This window comes from Mycobacterium sp. Dal123C01 (genome assembly GCF_052566995.1).
This window is the reverse complement of the sequence record NZ_CP199580.1, coordinates 1,558,492-1,575,742: the sequence shown is the minus strand read 5'-3', so window position 1 is coordinate 1,575,742 and position 17,251 is coordinate 1,558,492. Positions and strand designations below refer to the sequence as shown.

Genomic DNA, 17,251 nt, shown 5'->3' with positions numbered 1-17,251 from the left:
GGCTATCGTCGTTGACAGTGACTGCCATCCGGTCATAATGTGCCAGCCAGCTGTCGTCCTGTAAAGAGCCCACGCACCATGTCCATTCGGAAGGCCACTGATGAGTAACCCGTCCAAGCTGCGTGTCATTCAATGGGCGACGGGAGGCGTCGGCAAGGCCGCCATCGGATGCGTGCTCAACCACCCTCAGCTCGAGCTGGCGGGCTGCTGGGTGCACAGCTCAGAAAAGAACGGTGTCGACGTCGGCCGGATCATCGGGTCTGCGGACCTGGGTGTCACCGCCACGTCCAGCATCGACGAGATACTCGCGCTGGAGGCCGACTGCGTCATGTACAGCCCGCTGGTGCCCAACGACGACGAGGTCGTCGCCATCCTGCGGTCGGGTAAGAACGTGGTCACCCCGGTCGGCTGGGTGTACCCCGATCCGGGAAACGCGCGCCATAAGACCGTCGCCGACGCCGCGGTGGAAAGCGGGGTGACCCTGCACGGGTCGGGCATCCATCCCGGCGGCATCACCGAGCGGTTCCCCCTGATGCTGTCGTCGCTTTCGTCGGCGGTTACGCACGTGCGCGCCGAGGAGTTCTCCGATATCCGCACCTACAACGCTCCGGATGTCGTGCGCCACATCATGGGATTTGGCGGAACCCCCGAGGAGGCCATGCAAGGGCCCATGGCCAGCCTGCTCGAGGCGGGCTTCAAGCAGTCGGTGCGAATGGTCGCTGACCACATGGGATTTCGCATCGAGCCGAACATCAGGACCATTCAAGACGTCGCCGTCGCGACCTCCGACATCGACTACGCCCCGTTCCCGATCATCACGGGGACCGTGGCCGCGCGCCGATTCCGCTGGCAGGCCCTCGTCGATGGCGAACCGGTCATCACGGCTGCGGTCAACTGGCTGATGGGCGAGGAAAACCTGGATCCCGCATGGAATTTCGGTGGGCGCGGTGAGCGTTTTGAGGTCGAGATCACCGGTGACCCCACCGTGAGCCTTACCTTCAAGGGCCTACAACCAGAGACGATCGCCGAGGGGCTGGTGAAGAATCCGGGCGTGGTGGCCACAGCCAACCATTGCATCAACGCCATCCCCGACGTCTGCGCCGCCGAGCCCGGCATCAAGACCTACCTGGACCTGCCGATGTTCGCCGGCCGGCCGGCGCCGGGGCTGGCCGCGGCGACGACATGACTGTCCTCGACGACGTCTCGTTCTGTCACCTCGTCGTCGGCGTCACGGACATGGACCGCGCGCTGACGTTCTACCGCGACGTGCTCGGTATGGACGTCGTCTTCGAATCTCTCATCTCCGGAGAGCCTTTCGATGCGGTACTGCACGCGACCCGTAAGCAAGAGGGCCGGGTTGTCGGCGGCTTGCTCGGCGGGTTGATGATCGAGCTGCTGTCGATCGGTGGGAATCCTCCGGATCACAAGCCCGCACGTCGCGGCATCACCGGGATCCACAACGTCTCGTTGTCCGTGACCGATCTCGACGACACCCATCGCCGCATCACCGACGCCGGTTATACCCCCGACCAGGAACCGTTCGAGATCGGCGGAGTCCGAATGTTTTTCGTGAAGGATCCGGACGGGACTCCGGTGGAGTTCATCGAACTACCCAGCGGTGCACGGAGCACCTACGAGATGCACCGGGGCGTGCCGCTGCAGATGGGACCCGTCACATGAGCTACAGCCATCCCGATTCGATGCACGGCCATGTCGCGATCATCACCGGCGCCGCCCAGGGCGTCGGTAAAGGCGTCGCTGCCGCATTACTCGAACGCGGTGCGGCAGTGCTGCTCGTCGACATCAAGGACGAGGCGCTGGCCACCACCACCACCGAGCTAAAAGCGCTGGGACCCGCGGAGATGCTGGTCACCGACCTGCGCGATCCCGACAGCGCGCAGCGGATCGCCGCGGCCGCGATCGACGCCTTCGGCACGGTGCACGGGCTGGTCAACAACGCCATCGCCACCAACGAGCCCAAGTCGTTCGTCGACATCACGGTTGAAGATCTGGCCCTCGGCTATGACGTGGGCCCTCGGGCGACCTTCCTGCTCATGCAAGCCGTGCACCCCTTGATGGTCGAGGCGGGCGGCGGCTCGATCGTCAACCTCGGCTCCGGGACCGGCACCGGCGGCGAGCCCAAGTGGGGCGGGTATGCCGCCGCGAAGGAAGGCATCCGCGGGCTGTCGAAGGTCGCCGCCCTGGAATGGGGACGCGACAACATCCGCGTCAACGTCATCTGCCCGTTCGCCGAATCCGACGGCGTCAAATTCTGGAAGTCGTTCGCGCCCAAGGAGTATGACAAGGCGGTGGGGCGTGTTCCGATGAAGCGCATCGGCGACGTCCGCTCCGACGTGGGCGCGCTGGTCGCGTTTCTACTCGGCAGCGACGCCACCTTCATCACCGGGCAGACCATTCACGTCGACGGCGGAATCGGCTGCTTCCGATGACCGGAGAGTCGCTGCGAGACCGGCAGCGCGCCCAGATCCGAGCGGACATCAGCCTGGCGGCGTTTCGGCTTTTCATCGAACGCGGCTACGACGCGGTGACCACAGAGGAAATTGCCACGGCCGCGGGCGTTTCACCGCGCACCCTGTTTCGGCACGTACCGACCAAGGAAGAACTGTTGCTCGCGCCCGTTCGGCACGGCGGGGCCGCGATCGTCAATCTGCTCGAACAGCGGCCTGCCGGCGAGTCTCCCGACGCCGCGCTGATCACCGCCATCATCACCCGAACCCGCTCGTTCGACGAGGCCGACTGTCAACAGTGGCGCGAAGCCCTGCTGGCAGCACCCGAACTGCTCGACAAGGTCACCATTCACACCCCCGCCGATAAGGAGCGGGCGCTCAAACTGATCGCCGAACGGATGGGTGCGAACCCCGACGTCGATATCCGTCCCGGCCTGCTCGTCCAACTCGCGTTTGCTGCAGCTGACTTCGGATTCCAGCAATGGGTTCGCCAGGCAATGACCCCGCGACCGCTGGATCGCTATGTCACCGAGGCCCTCCAAGCGATCAAAAGCCCGCACTGGAAAAAGAGAGTGAAGCTGTAAACCAGAGTCGGTCGGGTTTACACTTTGGCGAATGAGCGCCTATCAGACAGTCGTGGTCGGCACCGATGGCTCGGAGTCGTCGCTGCGTGCGGTGGATCGGGCAGGCGCGATCGCTGCTGATCACGGCGCGAAATTGATCGTTGCGACGGCACATCTCCCCGTCCCCGAGGAAAAGGGCCGCTACGCCATCCCACCGGGGAGCACCCACGGCGAGGACTACCGGTTGGTAGGCGAGGCCCCCTTCTACGCGATCCTGCGGGATGCCAGGGAGCGGGCGCGCATAGCCGGGGCCAAGAACGTGGAGGAAAAGTCGATCGTCGGTGCCCCTATTACCGCGCTGGTGGACCTGGCCGAGGAGGTCAGCGCCGACCTGCTGGTCATCGGCAACGTCGGACTCAGCAGCGTCGCCGGGCGGCTGCTGGGATCAGTCCCATCCGAAGTCTCCCGCAAGGCCAAGACCGACGTGCTGATCGTCCACACCATCGACTGAACCTGTATCTCAGAGCAGCAGGCGCTTGCTAGCGCGTCTTGTTGTGGCGCACCTGGTTGAACGGCACCCCGCGGTCCGCGGCGTATTCGCGGGGAAGTCCGAGCACCCGCTCACCGATGACGTTGCGGGCCATCTCGTCGCTGCCGCCGCCGAGTGCGACGGTCTGGCGGGACAGGTAGCGTTCGCCGACTTTCAGCAATTCGTGATCGTCGTCGACGACGCCGAGAGGGCCGACGATCTCCATCGCGGTGTCGACCTGCAGGAAGGTCACATCGGAGTGAAAGAGCCGGATGATCGACCCGGCGGCCGGAGGCAGCGTCCCGGCACGCATCGCTTCGGCGACGTGTTCGACCAGGCCGTCGCGCACCATCCGGCGCGCCAGCACCCGGCCAATCTTGTCCTGTGTCAACGGGTCATCGGCCGTGCCCGCCGCCTCGGCCAGGGCGAAATAGTCGGCGTACGAGTCTTCCGAACGCTCCCGGCCACGGCCGCTGGCGAACTCTGAGCCCTGCCCAACGGCACGGCGCTCATGAAACAGCAGTCGTCCCGCGGCGGCCCACCCTTTGTTGACCTCACCCACGACCGCGGAGTCATCGAGGCGGAGTCCGTCGAAAAACTCCTCGCAGAATTCGTTGGAGCCGTCCACCTGTTCGATACGCCGCAGCGTCACCCCGGGTGCGTGAATCGGCATCAGGAACATGGTCAGGCCATCGTGCTTCGGCACGGTCGGGTCGGTGCGGGCCAGCAGCAGCCCATAGTCGGCGGCGAAAGCACTAGTGCTCCAGGTTTTGGCGCCGTTGATGATCCATCCTTGACCGTCGTGTTCGGCCCGGGTGATCAGCCCGGCCAAATCCGATCCGCCGCCGGGCTCCGAGAGGAGTTGCACCAACACCTCTTCGCCCCGTAAGGCCGCTGAAATATGTTGGCGCTTCTGGTCTTCGGTAGCAATGTCGAGCAGGGTCGCACAGCAGATGGTGAAGGTCGGAACGTTGAGGATCAGCGGCATCTCGTAGCCGTCGGTCTCGGCGTCGAAGGCCTTCTGGTAGGCAACGTCGAGGCCGAGGCCTCCGTATTCTCGGGGAAAGCAGATCCCGGCGAATCCGCCGGCGTAGAGGCGTTGCTGCAATTCGCGGGCGCGCTGCCAGGCGTCGTCATCATCACGGGCGCCCAGGGGTGGGATGTCGGGATCCAGGCGAGGCATGTTCTCGGCCAGCCACGCCCGCGCCCGGGCGGCGAAGTCGGTTGCCGTCTCAGTCATGCGACGCCCCCCGCGCTCCTGATGTGCCGGTAGATGGCTCGATGGTGTTCGGTCGGCGTTCCGAACAGGTTGCGGTACAGCATGATTCGTCGAAGGAACAGGTGCAGGTCGTGCTCCCACGTCACACCGATGCCTCCGTGCAGCTGTACACAGTCCTGCACCAGTGGCCCGGCGTGCTCACCGAGATAGGACTTGGCCGCGCTGACCCAGAGCGCAGCGTCGTTGGCGCGCGCAGCCACCCGTTCGACAGCCGCGGCCGTGACACCGCGACAGGCGTGCAGCCACATCGTCATGTCGGCGAGGCGGTGTTTGATCGCCTGGTAGGACCCCAAGGGCCGGCCGAAGCTGTAGCGGTCGCGCGTCCAGTCGACCGTCAGGGCCAACACGGCGTCGAGGATTCCGACCGTCTCAGCGCACTGCAGCACCATGGCGACCTGGCTCTGCCGGTCGATGAGTTCAGATGTGCGGGAGGAAGATCCCACGGACGCCGACTCATCCACCCCGACACCGTCGAATTCGACTCTGGCGTAACGCTTCACCAGATCGACGCAGCGTTGCGGGTGAACGGTCACGCCGGCGGTGTCGGTCCGGATCAGGAATTGGCGCACCCCGTCATCGGCGCGTGCGGTGACCAGAAGCAAGTCGGCTTGCGCGCCCGCCTCAACCCGGTCCTTGCTGCCGTCGAGGCGATACCCCTGCGAAGTGGCGGTGGCAGTGAGTGCGCTCTGCTGCGGGTCGAACGGGCGGCCGGGTTCGTCGACCGCCCACGTCGCCACCAGCTGACCCGAGACGAGCGCCTGGATGGTGTCGGCGTGCTTTTCGCGGTTGTCGGCGTCAACCAGTCCGGCCAGGACCGTGCTCACCGGGTGCAACGGCCCGGGTGCCACCGTGCGCCCGATCTGTTCGGCGATGGCCGCCAAGTCGTGCAGGCCACTGCCGGACACAGTGCCGCCGCCAAGCTCCTCGGGCACTAACAATCCTGTCCAGCCCAGTTCGGCGGCCTGCTGCCACCATGCCGCATCGACACCACGGTCCTCGGCGTGCAGCGCTCGTTGCTGCGTCAACGTCGCGTGTCGGTCAAGGAACGCGCGGGTGGTGGAGATGAACAGATCGGTGCCGGTCGCGGGCGGGGTCACAGCTCCTCATCTTCGATGCCGAAGCTGTTGACCGCCAGAGCCAGCAGGTAGTAGCCACCGATGGTGAACACCAGATCCATGCGCTGGTCATCGGTGAAGTGCCGGCCAAGCTCCGCCCATATCGGTGTTGAGAGGGTGCCGCGATCGATGAGGTCGTCCACGGCGCCCAGCACCGCCTGATCACTCTCGTCGGCAAGCTTCCCGCCCCGAATGTCGTCGATCTCGCGGTCGTTCAATCCGGCCCGGCGCGCAATCGGAAGGTGGTGAGCCCACAGGTAATCGCAGTCGCGCCGGTACACCACGCGTAGCAGCGCGACCTCACGTGTCCGGGGTGAGAGCGTGGAGCCCCGGAGTAGGTAGGCGTTGAACGGCAGGTACGCCTCGGTGAGATCGGGATGACGTACCAAGGTGGACAAGACATTGCCTGCGCCGTCGGGGTTGGCCCGGGCGGCGGGGATGAGTGAGGCCAGCACCGCTCGGGAGCGATCGTCCCATTCTTCGGCCGGCAGCGGGGTCAACCGGAGCGGGTGTCGGTTGGTCATCTATTGGATCGGCTCATCGCCCAGGACTGTGGTCCGCAGCATTTCGCGCTGCGAGTCCGGGGCGTAGGGAGCGGCGCGGTGCAGCACCCCACGGTTATCCCAGATGACGGTGTCGCCCACCGACCAGCCGTGGCTGTAGACCTTGTCAGGCACGGTGGCGCGCTCGAGGAGCTCGGCCAACAACGCCCGGCCTTCCTCGACGTCCATGCCGACCACGTAATCGGCCGAAGCGCCCAGCACCAGTGATCTGCGGCCACTGCGATGTGTCCAGACCAGGGGATGCTCGTGGGTGCGCCGGGACCGCCACCGCGCCAACAGCTCTGGGGTGGGGTCGGGGGTGACACGCCGCTGGGAGGCTTCCAGCGAGTGCACGACGCGCAGTGCTGCGAACCGGTCTTGTTCGTCGTCGGTCAGCGTGTCGTAAGCCGCGTAGGACGAGGCGAATTCGGTCTCGCCCCCCACCTCGGCAACCTGGAGGGCCGAAAGGACGGTGGCCTTTTGCGGGTAGTCGTCTCCGGTCGGCGTGCAGCCGTCGATATGCCAGTCGAAGGTCCCCTTCAAGTAGGCCGCCGAAGAGTTCTTCGATTTGTCCAACGTCACCGGGTAGATGCCGGCGACCGGGTGGTGACCGTCGGAGGAGTAGTCGATCTCGCCGAGGCGACGGCAGAACGCGACCTGGGCTTCGGGTTCGAGCCGCAGTCCGCGGAAGACCAGGACTCCGTTGTCCTCCAACGCATCCAGAATGGCTTCGCCCACTGGGTCATCCGCGGCCAAGTGGGCCGGATCCAAGCCGGTGACTTCGGCACCGACCGAGTCGCTGAGCTTGGTGATGGTGAGCAGACTCATCGTCTGTCCTTCCTCTTTTTGGTCCGAGTGACTATCAGGGCACCGGTTCGTCGGTGCGGATCATGACCGCGTCGGCGGCGTCGGTCGGGACCGGCTGGTGGAAGATCTCCACTGCCATGGCGACCATGATCAGCGAATAGATCAGGTACAGCAGGTTGAGCGCATCGTCGGGCAAGTCGTCGAGGCCGAACTTGTCGCAATAGTCGATGGCCTCTTCGAGCCGCGGGAAGAATGCGTCGTAGAACTCGTGCATCTGGGGCATGGTAGCGGCCATCCGCGCGTTCCAGCGTTCGGTTTCGGTAGCCAGGCACCACACTCGGGCGTAGCTCTCCAGCTCGGCGAATGCAGTGGGCAGCAAGGTATCCGGCATGGTCACACTCCCGCCGGCGTCGGGGCGTTTTCGCGCCGGTAGGCCTCGACCCGGTCGACGACGACCTTGTGCAGGTGGCGCACGAGGATCTCCTGGTCGTTGAGCGGAAACTCATCGACAATGCCGTACTCCAGCGCGGCCTGAGTGCCCCCGAGCATCCCGGCGTCTTGCAGCGCGAACTCTTTGAGCACCACTGACGCGACTTCGTGTTCGACGCGTTCCCGTACGGTGCGCGCGGGATGAAAGTAGGTGTAGGCCTCGAACCGGTGGGTGTTGTGGGAGGTGGGCCAGTACCGGTACAGCAGATACCAGCCGCCGTAGATCAATATCTCGATGTTCGGGAAGATCTGGAAGTTGCTGATTCCCCAGGGCTCGATACCACCGGGGTTGAGTCCGGCCGGCAACTCGCCGATGTCGGGGGTACGCCACGGGCCGACCAGTCCGCTCTTGGTGGCCCGCTCGATGGGATACATGAACTCTTGCGGCAACAGCCAGCGGCGCCGTCCCGCCGTTGACACCAACCGGTGGGGCCCGTCGAGTTGGAAATGGCCGCAGGTGAATCCGGCGTTCGGGTCACGCACCTCCGAAGGCACCTGTTGCGGGTGCAGCGACGGCACGTGATAGTACTCCTGGAACGCGTCGGCGAAGATCTTCCAATTGCTGTTGTTGTGCGCGACCCACCCGTAGCGCTCGGTCAGTTTGCCGAAGGGGTAGTCGTCCAGGGCGGTGATCATCGGGCCCAAGAATTCTCGCAGGCCCTGTCGCGGCTCGGCATCAAAGTTGATGAAGATGAAGCCATTCCACACATCGCAGTGCACCGGATTCAGGCCATAGTCGGCGACCTCGAGGTCGAAGAACTCCGATTCCTGCTGCACGAATTTCAGCGCACCATCGAGGCCGTAGCGCCACCCGTGGTACTTGCAGGTGAATTGCCGGCAGGTACCACGAGTTTCCTCCTGCGGAAAGTCGTTCCACACCAGCTTGTTTCCGCGGTGTCGGCAGACGTTGTGAAACGCGCGAATGCCGTCGTCGCGTCCCTTGACCAGGATGACCGAGGCCCGGGCGACCTCGATCTCCTTGGTGACATAGCTGCCGATGCGTGGCAATTCTTCGACTCGAGCAACGTTGAGCCACGCTCGTTTGAAGACCGCTTCGCGTTCGTCCTCAAAGAACTCTTCGGACGTGGAGTCTCTGAACGATATTGGGCCGGTGCCCAGTTCGGGATAGTGCTCGGTCCAGGACCCCTCGGCGGGCCTACCCTCTCGCGTCATCTGAACCTCCCTGTGTCATGTCACATCACCGCTCCACCGTTGACACCCAACACCTGGCCGGTGATAAAGCCGGCTTCTTCTGAGACGAGAAACCCGACCGCCGCGGCGATGTCGGCTCCGGTACCCAAATGACCCAGCGGGATGTTGCTGGCGATTTCCTCGTTGGACTTGAGGTATCCCGCGGCCTGCGCCTGGTGCTGCATGGGGGTTTCGATGCCCGAAGGCGGAATGTTATTCACGGTGATCCCGTGTGGCGCGTACTCACGCGCCAGCGACTTGGTCAGGGTGATGACCGCGCCCTTGGACGCCGCGTAATGCGCGGCAAACGGTGACCCGCGTTGGGCGCTGGACGACGAAATCATCACGATCCGACCCCATTTCGCGGCCACCATGTCCGGCAGCGCGACTTGGCAGCAGTGGAAAGTGCCGGTCAGATTGACGTCGATGATTTTCGACCAGGACTCGGCGGTGATTTCGGCGAACGGGGAAAACGCGAACATCCCGGCACTGGTCACCAGAACCGACACCGGCCCCAACTCGCTGCGGACCTTGGCGAACGCCTGCTCGACGGCAGCCCGGTCGGTCACGTCGGCGCCGATCCCGATCGCGGTACTTCCGGCCATGCGGAGATCTTCGGTAACACGTTGGGCGGCTTGCTCATTGACATCGAGGACGGCGACGCTCAGCCCGCGCCGGGCTAGCTCGTGACAGGTCGCCTCGCCCATGCCCGAGGCACCGCCGGTCACGACGGCGACCTTAGGAGCCACCCTGCTCACTCGTAAACCACCCGCACCGTAGGGCTGGTCGGCAGGGCCTGACACGTCAGCACCCAGCCTTCCTGCACCTCGTCGTCTTCCAGCGCATCATTGTTGAGCATCCGGGCGCATCCCTCGGTCAGCCGGGCCATACACGTCCCGCAGGAACCCACTTCGCACGACGACGGAGGAGAGAGGCCCGCCATGCGCGCGGTCTGCAGCAAGGTGTCCCCCGCCGAGTAGGCGACCGTGATGGTTCCCCGATCGAGTTCGATGGTCACCTTTTCGGTGACAACACCGGCGTCGTTGCCCCGGCGGACGTCGCCGGCAGGCCCGGCATACGACGTCGCGCGGGAATCCTGCATGCAGGCAGAGTATCAACTACTTGCGATTGATCTCAAGTACTAGATATATCGCGCTCGGTCAGCTCGTTCCCGGTGCCCTTTTCGACGACGCGGCCCAACAATTCGCGCAGGGTCTCCTGCTCGTCGGGGCTGAGCACGCCGAACACCTTGTCGTGAGCGGCCACGGCGGCAGTGAACACCTCGGCCACGACATCTCGCCCCTGATCGGTCAGGTAGGCCTGCAGGATGCGCTTGTGCTGGGGGTCTTGCCGTCGTTCCACCAGGCCGCGCCGTTCGAGTGCCGTGAGAGCCAGTTGCACCCCTTGCGGGCTGATCAGCAAGCGACGGGCGAGTTCGGCACCGGACAGACCGGGTTCCTTGGAGAGCTGGCGCAGCACACCGATCTGCGCGGTGCTCACACCGTGCACACTGATCGCGTCGTTGACAGCGGTCAGCGAGAAGTAGAAAGCCTGCTTGAGTAACCACAGGATGTTTTCGGTGAGTTCCATGCCTGTCTCCTGCTCAAGCAGCGGTCGTCTTGTGGATCTGACCGTCCTTCATGACAAATGAAACCTCAAGGGTCGTGGTGATGTCGCGGGAGGGATCTCCCGGCACGGCGATGATGTCGGCAAGGTAGCCGGGCGCGAGGCGACCCAGCTCGTGATCGGCCTCGATGAGTTCGGCGGCAACGACCGTCGCGGCCCGGATCGCCTGCATGGGGGTCATACCGCGTGAAACCAAAGCCTCGAGTTCCTTGGCATTCTGGCCGTGCGGAATCGCCGGTGCGTCGGAGCCAGATGCGATACGGACGCCGGCGGCAATCGCCTTGGGCAGCATCGCTTTTGCGCGCGGGAACACCTCCTGCGCCTTTTTGCGCAGCTCTGGCGCGATCCGGTCAATCGCCATCGCCTCCGTCAGATACGTGGTGGAGACCAGGAAGGTGCCGTGATCGACCATCATCTGAATCGTGTCGTCGGTGGCCAGAAATCCGTGTTCGATGCAGTCGATCCCGGCGCGAATACACGCTCGAATGGCGGAGTCGCCGACGGCGTGGGCGGCCACTCGTACCCCGGCGCGGTGGGCTTCGTCGGCGATGGCGGCGAACTCGGCGTCGGAATACTGCTGAGCGCCCGGGGCGGTGCTATGGGACATGACACCGCCCGACGCCGATACCTTAATCAGCTTGGCGCCGTGGCGAACCTGGTAACGAACGCACGCGATCACGTCGGGCACACCGTTGGCGATGCCCTCGGCGACCGACAACGGCATGATGCCGGGCGCCAGCCGCTGGAACACCGTGGGGTCCAGGTGCCCACCGTAGGGTGTCACGGCGTGCCCGGCAGGATAGATGCGCGGACCTGGATGCCAGCCCTGGTCGATGGCGCGCTGCAGCGCGACGTCGAGCAGATATCCGCCCGTCTTGACCATCAGCCCGAGGTTGCGCACAGTGGTGAACCCGGCGTCCAGCGTGGTGCGCGCGTTGACGGCGCCACGCAGTGTCCGATACGCGGGGTCGTCTTGAACGCCGTGCATCGGGGCGGGCAACCCCTCGGGTCCGCCGGGGCCGCCGATGAGCAGGTTGAGTTCCATGTCCATCAGGCCGGGCAGCAGCGTGACGTCCCCAAGGTCGATGACAGTGGCCGAATCCGGCCCCCAATCCCGCTCGGCCCCTTCGGGATTGACCGCGGTGATGCGATTACCGTCGATCACCACGACGGCCGGTGAGCAGACCTGGCCGGCGTCGACGTCAGCCCAGCGGGCGGCCCGCAGGACGGTCACATCGGTCATGGAACGGGCTCAGACACGCAGTCCAGCGTGGCGGCACCCGAGTCGGGCACCCGCGGCTGCTTCCAGCATTCCACCGGAAACGACACCATGATCATCGAGTACAGCAGGTGCATCAAATTGAGGACATCGTCGGGCAGGTCGTCCAGAGGAAACTTGTCGCAGTAGGCCAGGGCCTCCTCGGCGCGCGGGGTGATCGCGTCGTAAAAAGCCTTCATTTCAACCATCGAGCTCGCGAGCCGCTTGGCGTAACGCTGCGGTTCGGTGGGCAAGCACCACTGAGCAAAAGTTTCCAGATCGGCGAATTCCGTTGGCAACATGGCAGACATCGTCGTCAAACCCCTGCCTTCGATGCCTTGGTCGTGCGGCGGTAGTCCTCAATCCAGGCCGCGGTTTCCTTGTGCAAATGGCGCAACAGAATCTCTTGATCGTTCAGCGGGAACTTATCGATCACCCGCGATTCGATCATGCTCTGGGTCGCCTCCAACGTGTTGGCGTCCTGCAGACCGAATTCCTTGAAGGTCACCGCCGCGAGCTCCTGGGCGACCCGGTCACGCGGAGTGCGCGGCTGCGGGAAATACAGCGTGCCCTCGAAGATGTGGCTGTTGTACGACGTCGGCCAATAGTGGTAGGTCAGATACCAGCCCTGGCCCCAGAACAGCACCACGAAGTTGGGGAACAGCTGGAACGAATCCAGCCCCCACGGATCACATTTCGCGGGATTCAGCCCCACCGGCATCTCGCCCAGATCAGGCTTCGCCCAGGGCCCGAACAGCCCGCTCTGACAGATGTCGTCCATCGGCTTGCGCATCTCGTCGGGCATTTCCCAGGCCCGCACCCCGGACGTGCTGACCAGCCGGTGTGGACCATCCAGCCGATAGTGCGGGGCCTCGAAACCGGCCTCGGCCGCGACCCTTGAATACGCGGTCGGCGACTGGTTCGCGTGCAGTATCGGCGCGTGGTAGAACTCCTGGAACGCGTCCATGTACAGCTTCCAGTTCGCCTTCACCTCGGATCGGTAGTACCACCGCGAGGTCAGCTGGCCGAACGGGTAGCCCTCCAGATCCGTCACCATCGGCCCCAGAAACTCGCGCAACGACTGCTCGGGTTTCTTTGCGAAGTTGACGAAGATAAAGCCTTCCCAGACATCGCAGTGCACCGACACCAGTCCATAGCGGCTCTTGTCGAGGTCGAAGAACTCCTCCTCCTGCTGCACGAAAGTTAGGTTGCCGTCCAGGTCGTAACGCCAGGCGTGGTATTTGCAGGTGAATTGCCGGCACACGCCGCTGGTCTCCTCGAGCGGCATGTCGTTCCACACCAACTTGTTGCCGCGATGCCGGCAGATGTTGTGATACGCCTTGACCTCGCCAGAGCCTGTGCGCACCAAGATGATTGACGTGTTGACGACCTTGAGCTCTTTGGTGAAGTAGCCGCCCTTACGCGGAATCTGGTCAACCCGGCCGACATTCAGCCACGCACGTTTGAAGATCGCCTCGCGCTCTAGCTGATGGATCTGCGGGCTGATGGAGTCCTCGTAGGAGACCGGCTCGGTGCCCAGTTCCGGGTAGTGCTGGGTCCAGCTTCCCTCCGACGGCTTGGGAAATCGAGGCATCACTGCGCTCCTGTCCGGTAGATCCGTAGGACTCCGTCGGGCCGACGGTATATCCTCGAACGGCTAATCGCAAGTAGTTGATATTGCCGCTTCAGGAGGGCCGGTTGAACGTTTTCGAAGTCATCTCACCGCACACGGAACAATCCATCGCCGAGGTTGCGGCGGCGGGGCCGGCTGATGTCGAGGCCGCCGTCGATGCCGCGCGCACGGCTTTTGACTCCGGGCCGTGGGGCCAGTCCCAGCCGTCCGAACGCATCGCCGCGATTCGCCGGCTCGCCGATGTCTATGACCAACGACGCGCGGAGATGGCTGACACGATCACCGCCGAGATCGGCGCTCCGATCACCTTCGCAAAGCGCGCCCAGGTCGGCCTCCCCGCGATGATGATGCGCGCGTTTTGCGATCTGGCCGAACGACACCCGTGGCGGGAGACCCGCTCCGGTTTCTTCGGCGCCGATGTCCTCATCCACAAGCAGCCGGTCGGCGTGGTCGCCGCGATCGTGCCGTGGAACATGCCGCAGTTCCTCATCGCCACCAAGCTGGTGCCCGCGCTGCTGGCCGGCTGCACCGTGGTGCTCAAACCGGCGCCCGAATCCCCGTTGGACGCATTGCTTTTAGCGGAGATGATCGGCCATATCGACCTGCCGCCGGGCGTTGTCAGCGTGCTACCGGGCGGGGTCGCGGTCGGTGAACAGCTCGTCGGCCACGGAGGCGTGGACAAGGTCTCGTTCACCGGTTCCACCGCGGCCGGCCGGGCCGTCGGCGGGTTGTGCGGGGCCAATCTCACCAAGGTCAGTCTCGAACTCGGGGGTAAGTCGGCGGCGATCATCCTCGATGACGCCGCACCCGAAAAGGTCGCCGCCGGGGTGCGGTCGGCCAGCCTTTCCAACAGCGGTCAGATCTGTAATGCGTTGACCCGTGTTCTGGTTCCCGCCGCACGCCACGACGAATACGTCGACGCACTCGCTGCTGAGATGACCGGTATTCGGGTGGGCGACCCAACCGATCCGGCCACTCAGATGGGTCCGCTGGTCTCCCAGCGCCAGCAGCAGCGCGTCCGCAACTACATCGACATCGGCCAACGTGAAGGCGCGCGAATGGTGATCGGCGGCACCGACCTGCCCGACGGGCTCGAACGCGGCTGGTATGTCAAACCCACGCTGTTCGCCGCTGCCCACAACACGATGCGGATTGCGCGCGAAGAGATCTTCGGGCCGGTGATCACCGTCATCCCCTACCGCGACGAGGACGATGCGGTGGCCATTGCCAACGATTCCGACTACGGCCTGGCCGGATCGGTGTGGACCGCCGACACCGAGCGGGCCCTGGCGATCGCCACGCGTATCCGCACCGGCACCCTCGGCATCAACCAGGGCTACACCATGGATCCGTTCGCGCCGTTCGGTGGGGTCAAGGGCAGCGGCTACGGCCGCGAACTGGGCCCCGAAGGTATCGACGGCTATCTAGACACCAAGTCCATCGCGGTCGCACCCGGAGCGTGACGGTCGGCCCGAATACCAGCTGGATTGGGTGATGGTTACGCAAAACAAGCCAGCATTGCCCTATCCAGTCCGGACTACGGCCCAGTCAGGCAGACTGACCCACGTGGAAACGAGCACGTCCGGGTGCACACGCGGAGAAGCCCGTCAGCGCAAGCGCCGGGAAGACTGGCAGTAGTGCCATGAGTTGGGAGACCGTGCTCTCGACCGCTCTTGTGCCGGTCGCGTCCGTTGTGTCAACTGCGACGGTGGCGATCTGGACGAAGCGCCTCGATGCCAAAACTAAGCGAGAGGACCGAGACCACGCGCTAGTCCTCGACTACGAGAAGCGGGCTGGGGATGACAAGAAGGCTGTGCTGAAGCGTCTCATCTCCGCAACCCTTTACCTCAAGCGCGGGGCAGAACCACTCGCGGGCACCGAAGTCACTGAAGAGAGCATCAGCCGAAGGCGAGCTGGGGCCACCAGAGAGTTGTACGAATTCCGTGCACGGCTGGGTCTCGACGACGGAGTCGCCGAGCTGATGATTTATGCCGCAGAGCCTGTTCGCGACCTCACCGAATTGATCCTTGACGAATGGGACCGTCAATTCCGCGAGCACGGCTACTCGCTCACGCAGCTGGATGCGTGCAAGGAGCAACTCCAGACAGCCGTCGACGTTCCACAAAATAACGATGAGGCGATGATCGAACGGAAGCGAAAGTGGACGTCGTTGAAGGACGAAGAAGCATCGTTCCTCAAGGAACTCGGCGATAAGTCGGACCTTGACGTCGATGCGCTGGTATTGCTGTGTAACCGCTTGTTGAAAGCCGCCCACACGGACCTCCGCGGTGGCCACGGCATCGAGAAGTGACCGACGGCGTGCGCTGCCTCAGCGTCGCAGGGCCCCATTAGCGAAGACGCCGCACTAGAAGTAGCGCTGCGGCATTAAGGGCGAACGCCCAGCGAGAGTCGAAGAACCAGGGATAGTTACCGATACCCTCTGACGTCACATCCGTGCACGACAAGCGAAAGGGATTCGCGACGAAATTTGTGCTGGCATGCTACGGAACTCGCGGCGATGTCGAGCCTTCTCTCGCTGTCGGCCGTGAGCTGCTGCGCAGAGGGCATGAAGTGCGCATCGTCGTCCCACCCGACCTGGTTGGCTTCGCAGAGTCGGCTGGGCTTACGCCGGTCGCATACGGGCTGGATTCGCAGGCGTGGCGGGACACGTACCGCGACTTCTGGACGGCTTTCTTCCGCGAATTCTGGAAGGTCCCGCATCTGATCAGGTTGTGGCGCGAAGCTTGGGAGTCTCTTATCCCGTGCTGGGGGGAGATGAGCACGACGCTGACGTCGCTGGCGGACGGGGCCGACCTACTGCTGACTGGCTCTAATTTCCAGGAGCTCGCTGCCAACGTCGCGGAGCATCAAGACATTCCGTTGGCCACGCTGCATTACTACCCGATGCGGGCCAACGGGCAGCTCGTTCCGATCCTGGCGTCGCCGACGCTCCGCTTCGCGATGACGGTGGTTGAGCTAGATCGGCGCTGGGCGAAGGTCAAGGACACGCAGCGCCGTGAACTCGGCCTGCCGAAGGAGACAGATCCGTCGCCGATTGCCGAACGCAGGTCGCTGGAAATCCAGGCCTACGACGAGGTTTGCTTCCCCGGGCTGGCAAGCGAATGGGCGAAATGCGGCGTCCAACGGCCCTTTGTTGGCACGCTGACGATGGAGTTGACGACGGATGCCGATGACGAGGTCGCGTCGTGGATTGCCGCAGGAACACCGCCAATTTGCTTCGGCTTTGGCAGCCTACCGGTCGAATCTGCCGCCGACACGGTCGAAATGATCAGCGCGGCCAGCGCGCAATTAGGCGAGCGGGCGTTGGTTTGCGCCGGCGGGAGTGACTTCAGCGACGTCCCACATTTCGACCATGTCAAGGTCGTGGGCGCGGTGAATTACGCGGCCACGCTGCCCGCCTGCCGCGCGGTCGTCCACCACGGTGGCGCGGGCACCACGGCCGCGGGCCTACGGGCCGGACTGGCTACGCTGATCCTGTGGACAGGGCCCGATCAGGCGCTCTGGGGAGCTCGGATCAAACGATTGAAAGTGGGTACCGCCCGGCGCTTTTCGGCCACCACCCAGGAATCACTGGTCGCGGACCTGCGCCGGATCCTTGCCTCGCACTTCATCACCCGAGCCCGCGAGATCGCCACCCACATGACAAAACCCGCCGCAAGCGTTGCGAACGCCGCCGACCTTTTAGAAGATATCGTCCGCCGAAAAGCCCCCGTGTTGAACTGATCTGGCA

Annotated in this window: 19 protein-coding genes and 1 pseudogene; 8 read left to right on the top strand and 12 right to left on the bottom strand. The window is 64.3% G+C overall.

Features of this window, described 5'->3' with window-relative positions:
• Nucleotides 1-100: 100 nt before the first annotated feature.
• From ACTXG5_RS07505 to ACTXG5_RS07485, 5 genes are read left to right on the top strand one after another with little or no spacing between them, the layout of a single operon-like run.
• On the top strand, nt 101-1,186 hold the full coding sequence (locus ACTXG5_RS07505) for an NAD(P)H-dependent amine dehydrogenase family protein (protein ID WP_445163080.1): 1,086 nt from the start codon (nt 101-103) through the stop codon (nt 1,184-1,186).
• The gene (locus ACTXG5_RS07500; RefSeq protein WP_445163079.1) at nt 1,183-1,680 is read left to right on the top strand and encodes a VOC family protein; all 498 of its coding nucleotides are present in this window, start codon (nt 1,183-1,185) and stop codon (nt 1,678-1,680) included. Before ACTXG5_RS07505 ends, ACTXG5_RS07500 begins: the two co-directional genes overlap by 4 nt.
• Nucleotides 1,677-2,450, top strand: coding sequence for an SDR family NAD(P)-dependent oxidoreductase (locus ACTXG5_RS07495; RefSeq protein ID WP_445163078.1), 774 nt, complete (start codon nt 1,677-1,679; stop codon nt 2,448-2,450). Before ACTXG5_RS07500 ends, ACTXG5_RS07495 begins: the two co-directional genes overlap by 4 nt.
• Nucleotides 2,447-3,052 carry a TetR/AcrR family transcriptional regulator gene (locus tag ACTXG5_RS07490; RefSeq protein WP_445163077.1) on the top strand — a complete coding sequence of 202 codons (606 nt, stop codon included), beginning with the start codon at nt 2,447-2,449 and terminating at the stop codon, nt 3,050-3,052. Before ACTXG5_RS07495 ends, ACTXG5_RS07490 begins: the two co-directional genes overlap by 4 nt.
• A gap of 31 nt (nt 3,053-3,083) precedes the next feature.
• On the top strand, nt 3,084-3,542 hold the full coding sequence (locus ACTXG5_RS07485) for a universal stress protein (protein ID WP_445163076.1): 459 nt from the start codon (nt 3,084-3,086) through the stop codon (nt 3,540-3,542).
• Nucleotides 3,543-3,570: 28 nt separating this feature from the next.
• Here the strand turns inward: ACTXG5_RS07485 and ACTXG5_RS07480 are convergent, their stop codons facing one another.
• From ACTXG5_RS07480 to ACTXG5_RS07425, 12 genes and pseudogenes are all read right to left on the bottom strand, one after another.
• On the bottom strand, nt 3,571-4,800 hold the full coding sequence (locus ACTXG5_RS07480) for an acyl-CoA dehydrogenase family protein (protein WP_445163075.1): 1,230 nt from the start codon (nt 4,798-4,800) through the stop codon (nt 3,571-3,573).
• Entirely contained in the window at nt 4,797-5,936 is a 1,140-nt protein-coding gene (locus ACTXG5_RS07475) for an acyl-CoA dehydrogenase family protein (protein WP_445163074.1), read from the bottom strand. Before ACTXG5_RS07475 ends, ACTXG5_RS07480 begins: the two co-directional genes overlap by 4 nt.
• A complete protein-coding gene (locus ACTXG5_RS07470; RefSeq protein WP_445163073.1) occupies nt 5,933-6,478 on the bottom strand; it encodes a carboxymuconolactone decarboxylase family protein in 546 nt (181 codons plus the stop codon). The genes ACTXG5_RS07475 and ACTXG5_RS07470 overlap by 4 nt, the downstream gene beginning before the upstream one ends.
• Nucleotides 6,479-7,324, bottom strand: coding sequence for a TauD/TfdA dioxygenase family protein (locus ACTXG5_RS07465; protein WP_445163072.1), 846 nt, complete (start codon nt 7,322-7,324; stop codon nt 6,479-6,481).
• 34 nt (nt 7,325-7,358) lie between these two features.
• Nucleotides 7,359-7,694: a hypothetical protein gene (locus ACTXG5_RS07460; protein WP_445163071.1), complete on the bottom strand. Its 336-nt coding sequence runs from the start codon at nt 7,692-7,694 to the stop codon at nt 7,359-7,361.
• A gap of 2 nt (nt 7,695-7,696) precedes the next feature.
• On the bottom strand, nt 7,697-8,965 hold the full coding sequence (locus ACTXG5_RS07455; protein WP_445163070.1) for an aromatic ring-hydroxylating oxygenase subunit alpha: 1,269 nt from the start codon (nt 8,963-8,965) through the stop codon (nt 7,697-7,699).
• Nucleotides 8,966-8,985: 20 nt separating this feature from the next.
• A complete protein-coding gene (locus ACTXG5_RS07450) occupies nt 8,986-9,732 on the bottom strand; it encodes an SDR family NAD(P)-dependent oxidoreductase (RefSeq protein WP_445163069.1) in 747 nt (248 codons plus the stop codon).
• Between the two features lie 5 nt (nt 9,733-9,737).
• Nucleotides 9,738-10,004: pseudogene (locus ACTXG5_RS07445) on the bottom strand (2Fe-2S iron-sulfur cluster-binding protein); the annotation flags it as partial.
• 113 nt (nt 10,005-10,117) lie between these two features.
• Nucleotides 10,118-10,573, bottom strand: coding sequence for a MarR family winged helix-turn-helix transcriptional regulator (locus ACTXG5_RS07440; RefSeq protein ID WP_445163068.1), 456 nt, complete (start codon nt 10,571-10,573; stop codon nt 10,118-10,120).
• A gap of 13 nt (nt 10,574-10,586) precedes the next feature.
• Nucleotides 10,587-11,852: an amidohydrolase family protein gene (locus ACTXG5_RS07435; RefSeq protein WP_445163067.1), complete on the bottom strand. Its 1,266-nt coding sequence runs from the start codon at nt 11,850-11,852 to the stop codon at nt 10,587-10,589.
• The gene (locus ACTXG5_RS07430; RefSeq protein WP_445163066.1) at nt 11,849-12,187 is read right to left on the bottom strand and encodes a hypothetical protein; all 339 of its coding nucleotides are present in this window, start codon (nt 12,185-12,187) and stop codon (nt 11,849-11,851) included. Before ACTXG5_RS07430 ends, ACTXG5_RS07435 begins: the two co-directional genes overlap by 4 nt.
• The gene (locus tag ACTXG5_RS07425; protein ID WP_445163065.1) at nt 12,184-13,461 is read right to left on the bottom strand and encodes an aromatic ring-hydroxylating oxygenase subunit alpha; all 1,278 of its coding nucleotides are present in this window, start codon (nt 13,459-13,461) and stop codon (nt 12,184-12,186) included. The genes ACTXG5_RS07430 and ACTXG5_RS07425 overlap by 4 nt, the downstream gene beginning before the upstream one ends.
• Before the next feature lie 104 nt (nt 13,462-13,565).
• Here ACTXG5_RS07425 and ACTXG5_RS07420 point away from each other — a divergent pair, with 104 nt between their 5' ends.
• From ACTXG5_RS07420 to ACTXG5_RS07410, 3 genes are all read left to right on the top strand, one after another.
• A complete protein-coding gene (locus ACTXG5_RS07420; RefSeq protein ID WP_445163064.1) occupies nt 13,566-14,963 on the top strand; it encodes an aldehyde dehydrogenase in 1,398 nt (465 codons plus the stop codon).
• A gap of 179 nt (nt 14,964-15,142) precedes the next feature.
• Entirely contained in the window at nt 15,143-15,811 is a 669-nt protein-coding gene (locus ACTXG5_RS07415; protein ID WP_445163063.1) for a hypothetical protein, read from the top strand.
• A 143-nt stretch (nt 15,812-15,954) separates the two neighbouring features.
• A complete protein-coding gene (locus ACTXG5_RS07410) occupies nt 15,955-17,244 on the top strand; it encodes a glycosyltransferase (protein WP_445163062.1) in 1,290 nt (429 codons plus the stop codon).
• Nucleotides 17,245-17,251: the final 7 nt, after the last annotated feature.

Bases quoted from the DNA above. Each gene is read 5' to 3' on its own strand.
- ACTXG5_RS07435 (WP_445163067.1), bottom strand. From the start codon at position 11,852: ATGACCGATGTGACCGTCCTGCGGGCCGCCCGCTGGGCTGACGTCGAC.
- ACTXG5_RS07455 (WP_445163070.1), bottom strand. From the start codon at position 8,965: ATGACGCGAGAGGGTAGGCCCGCCGAGGGGTCCTGGACCGAGCACTAT.
- ACTXG5_RS07465 (WP_445163072.1), bottom strand. From the start codon at position 7,324: ATGAGTCTGCTCACCATCACCAAGCTCAGCGACTCGGTCGGTGCCGAA.
- ACTXG5_RS07500 (WP_445163079.1), top strand. From the start codon at position 1,183: ATGACTGTCCTCGACGACGTCTCGTTCTGTCACCTCGTCGTCGGCGTC.
- ACTXG5_RS07440 (WP_445163068.1), bottom strand. From the start codon at position 10,573: ATGGAACTCACCGAAAACATCCTGTGGTTACTCAAGCAGGCTTTCTAC.
- ACTXG5_RS07460 (WP_445163071.1), bottom strand. From the start codon at position 7,694: ATGCCGGATACCTTGCTGCCCACTGCATTCGCCGAGCTGGAGAGCTAC.
- ACTXG5_RS07425 (WP_445163065.1), bottom strand. From the start codon at position 13,461: ATGCCTCGATTTCCCAAGCCGTCGGAGGGAAGCTGGACCCAGCACTAC.
- ACTXG5_RS07480 (WP_445163075.1), bottom strand. From the start codon at position 4,800: ATGACTGAGACGGCAACCGACTTCGCCGCCCGGGCGCGGGCGTGGCTG.
- ACTXG5_RS07495 (WP_445163078.1), top strand. From the start codon at position 1,677: ATGAGCTACAGCCATCCCGATTCGATGCACGGCCATGTCGCGATCATC.
- ACTXG5_RS07485 (WP_445163076.1), top strand. From the start codon at position 3,084: ATGAGCGCCTATCAGACAGTCGTGGTCGGCACCGATGGCTCGGAGTCG.
- ACTXG5_RS07470 (WP_445163073.1), bottom strand. From the start codon at position 6,478: ATGACCAACCGACACCCGCTCCGGTTGACCCCGCTGCCGGCCGAAGAA.
- ACTXG5_RS07490 (WP_445163077.1), top strand. From the start codon at position 2,447: ATGACCGGAGAGTCGCTGCGAGACCGGCAGCGCGCCCAGATCCGAGCG.
- ACTXG5_RS07505 (WP_445163080.1), top strand. From the start codon at position 101: ATGAGTAACCCGTCCAAGCTGCGTGTCATTCAATGGGCGACGGGAGGC.
- ACTXG5_RS07415 (WP_445163063.1), top strand. From the start codon at position 15,143: ATGAGTTGGGAGACCGTGCTCTCGACCGCTCTTGTGCCGGTCGCGTCC.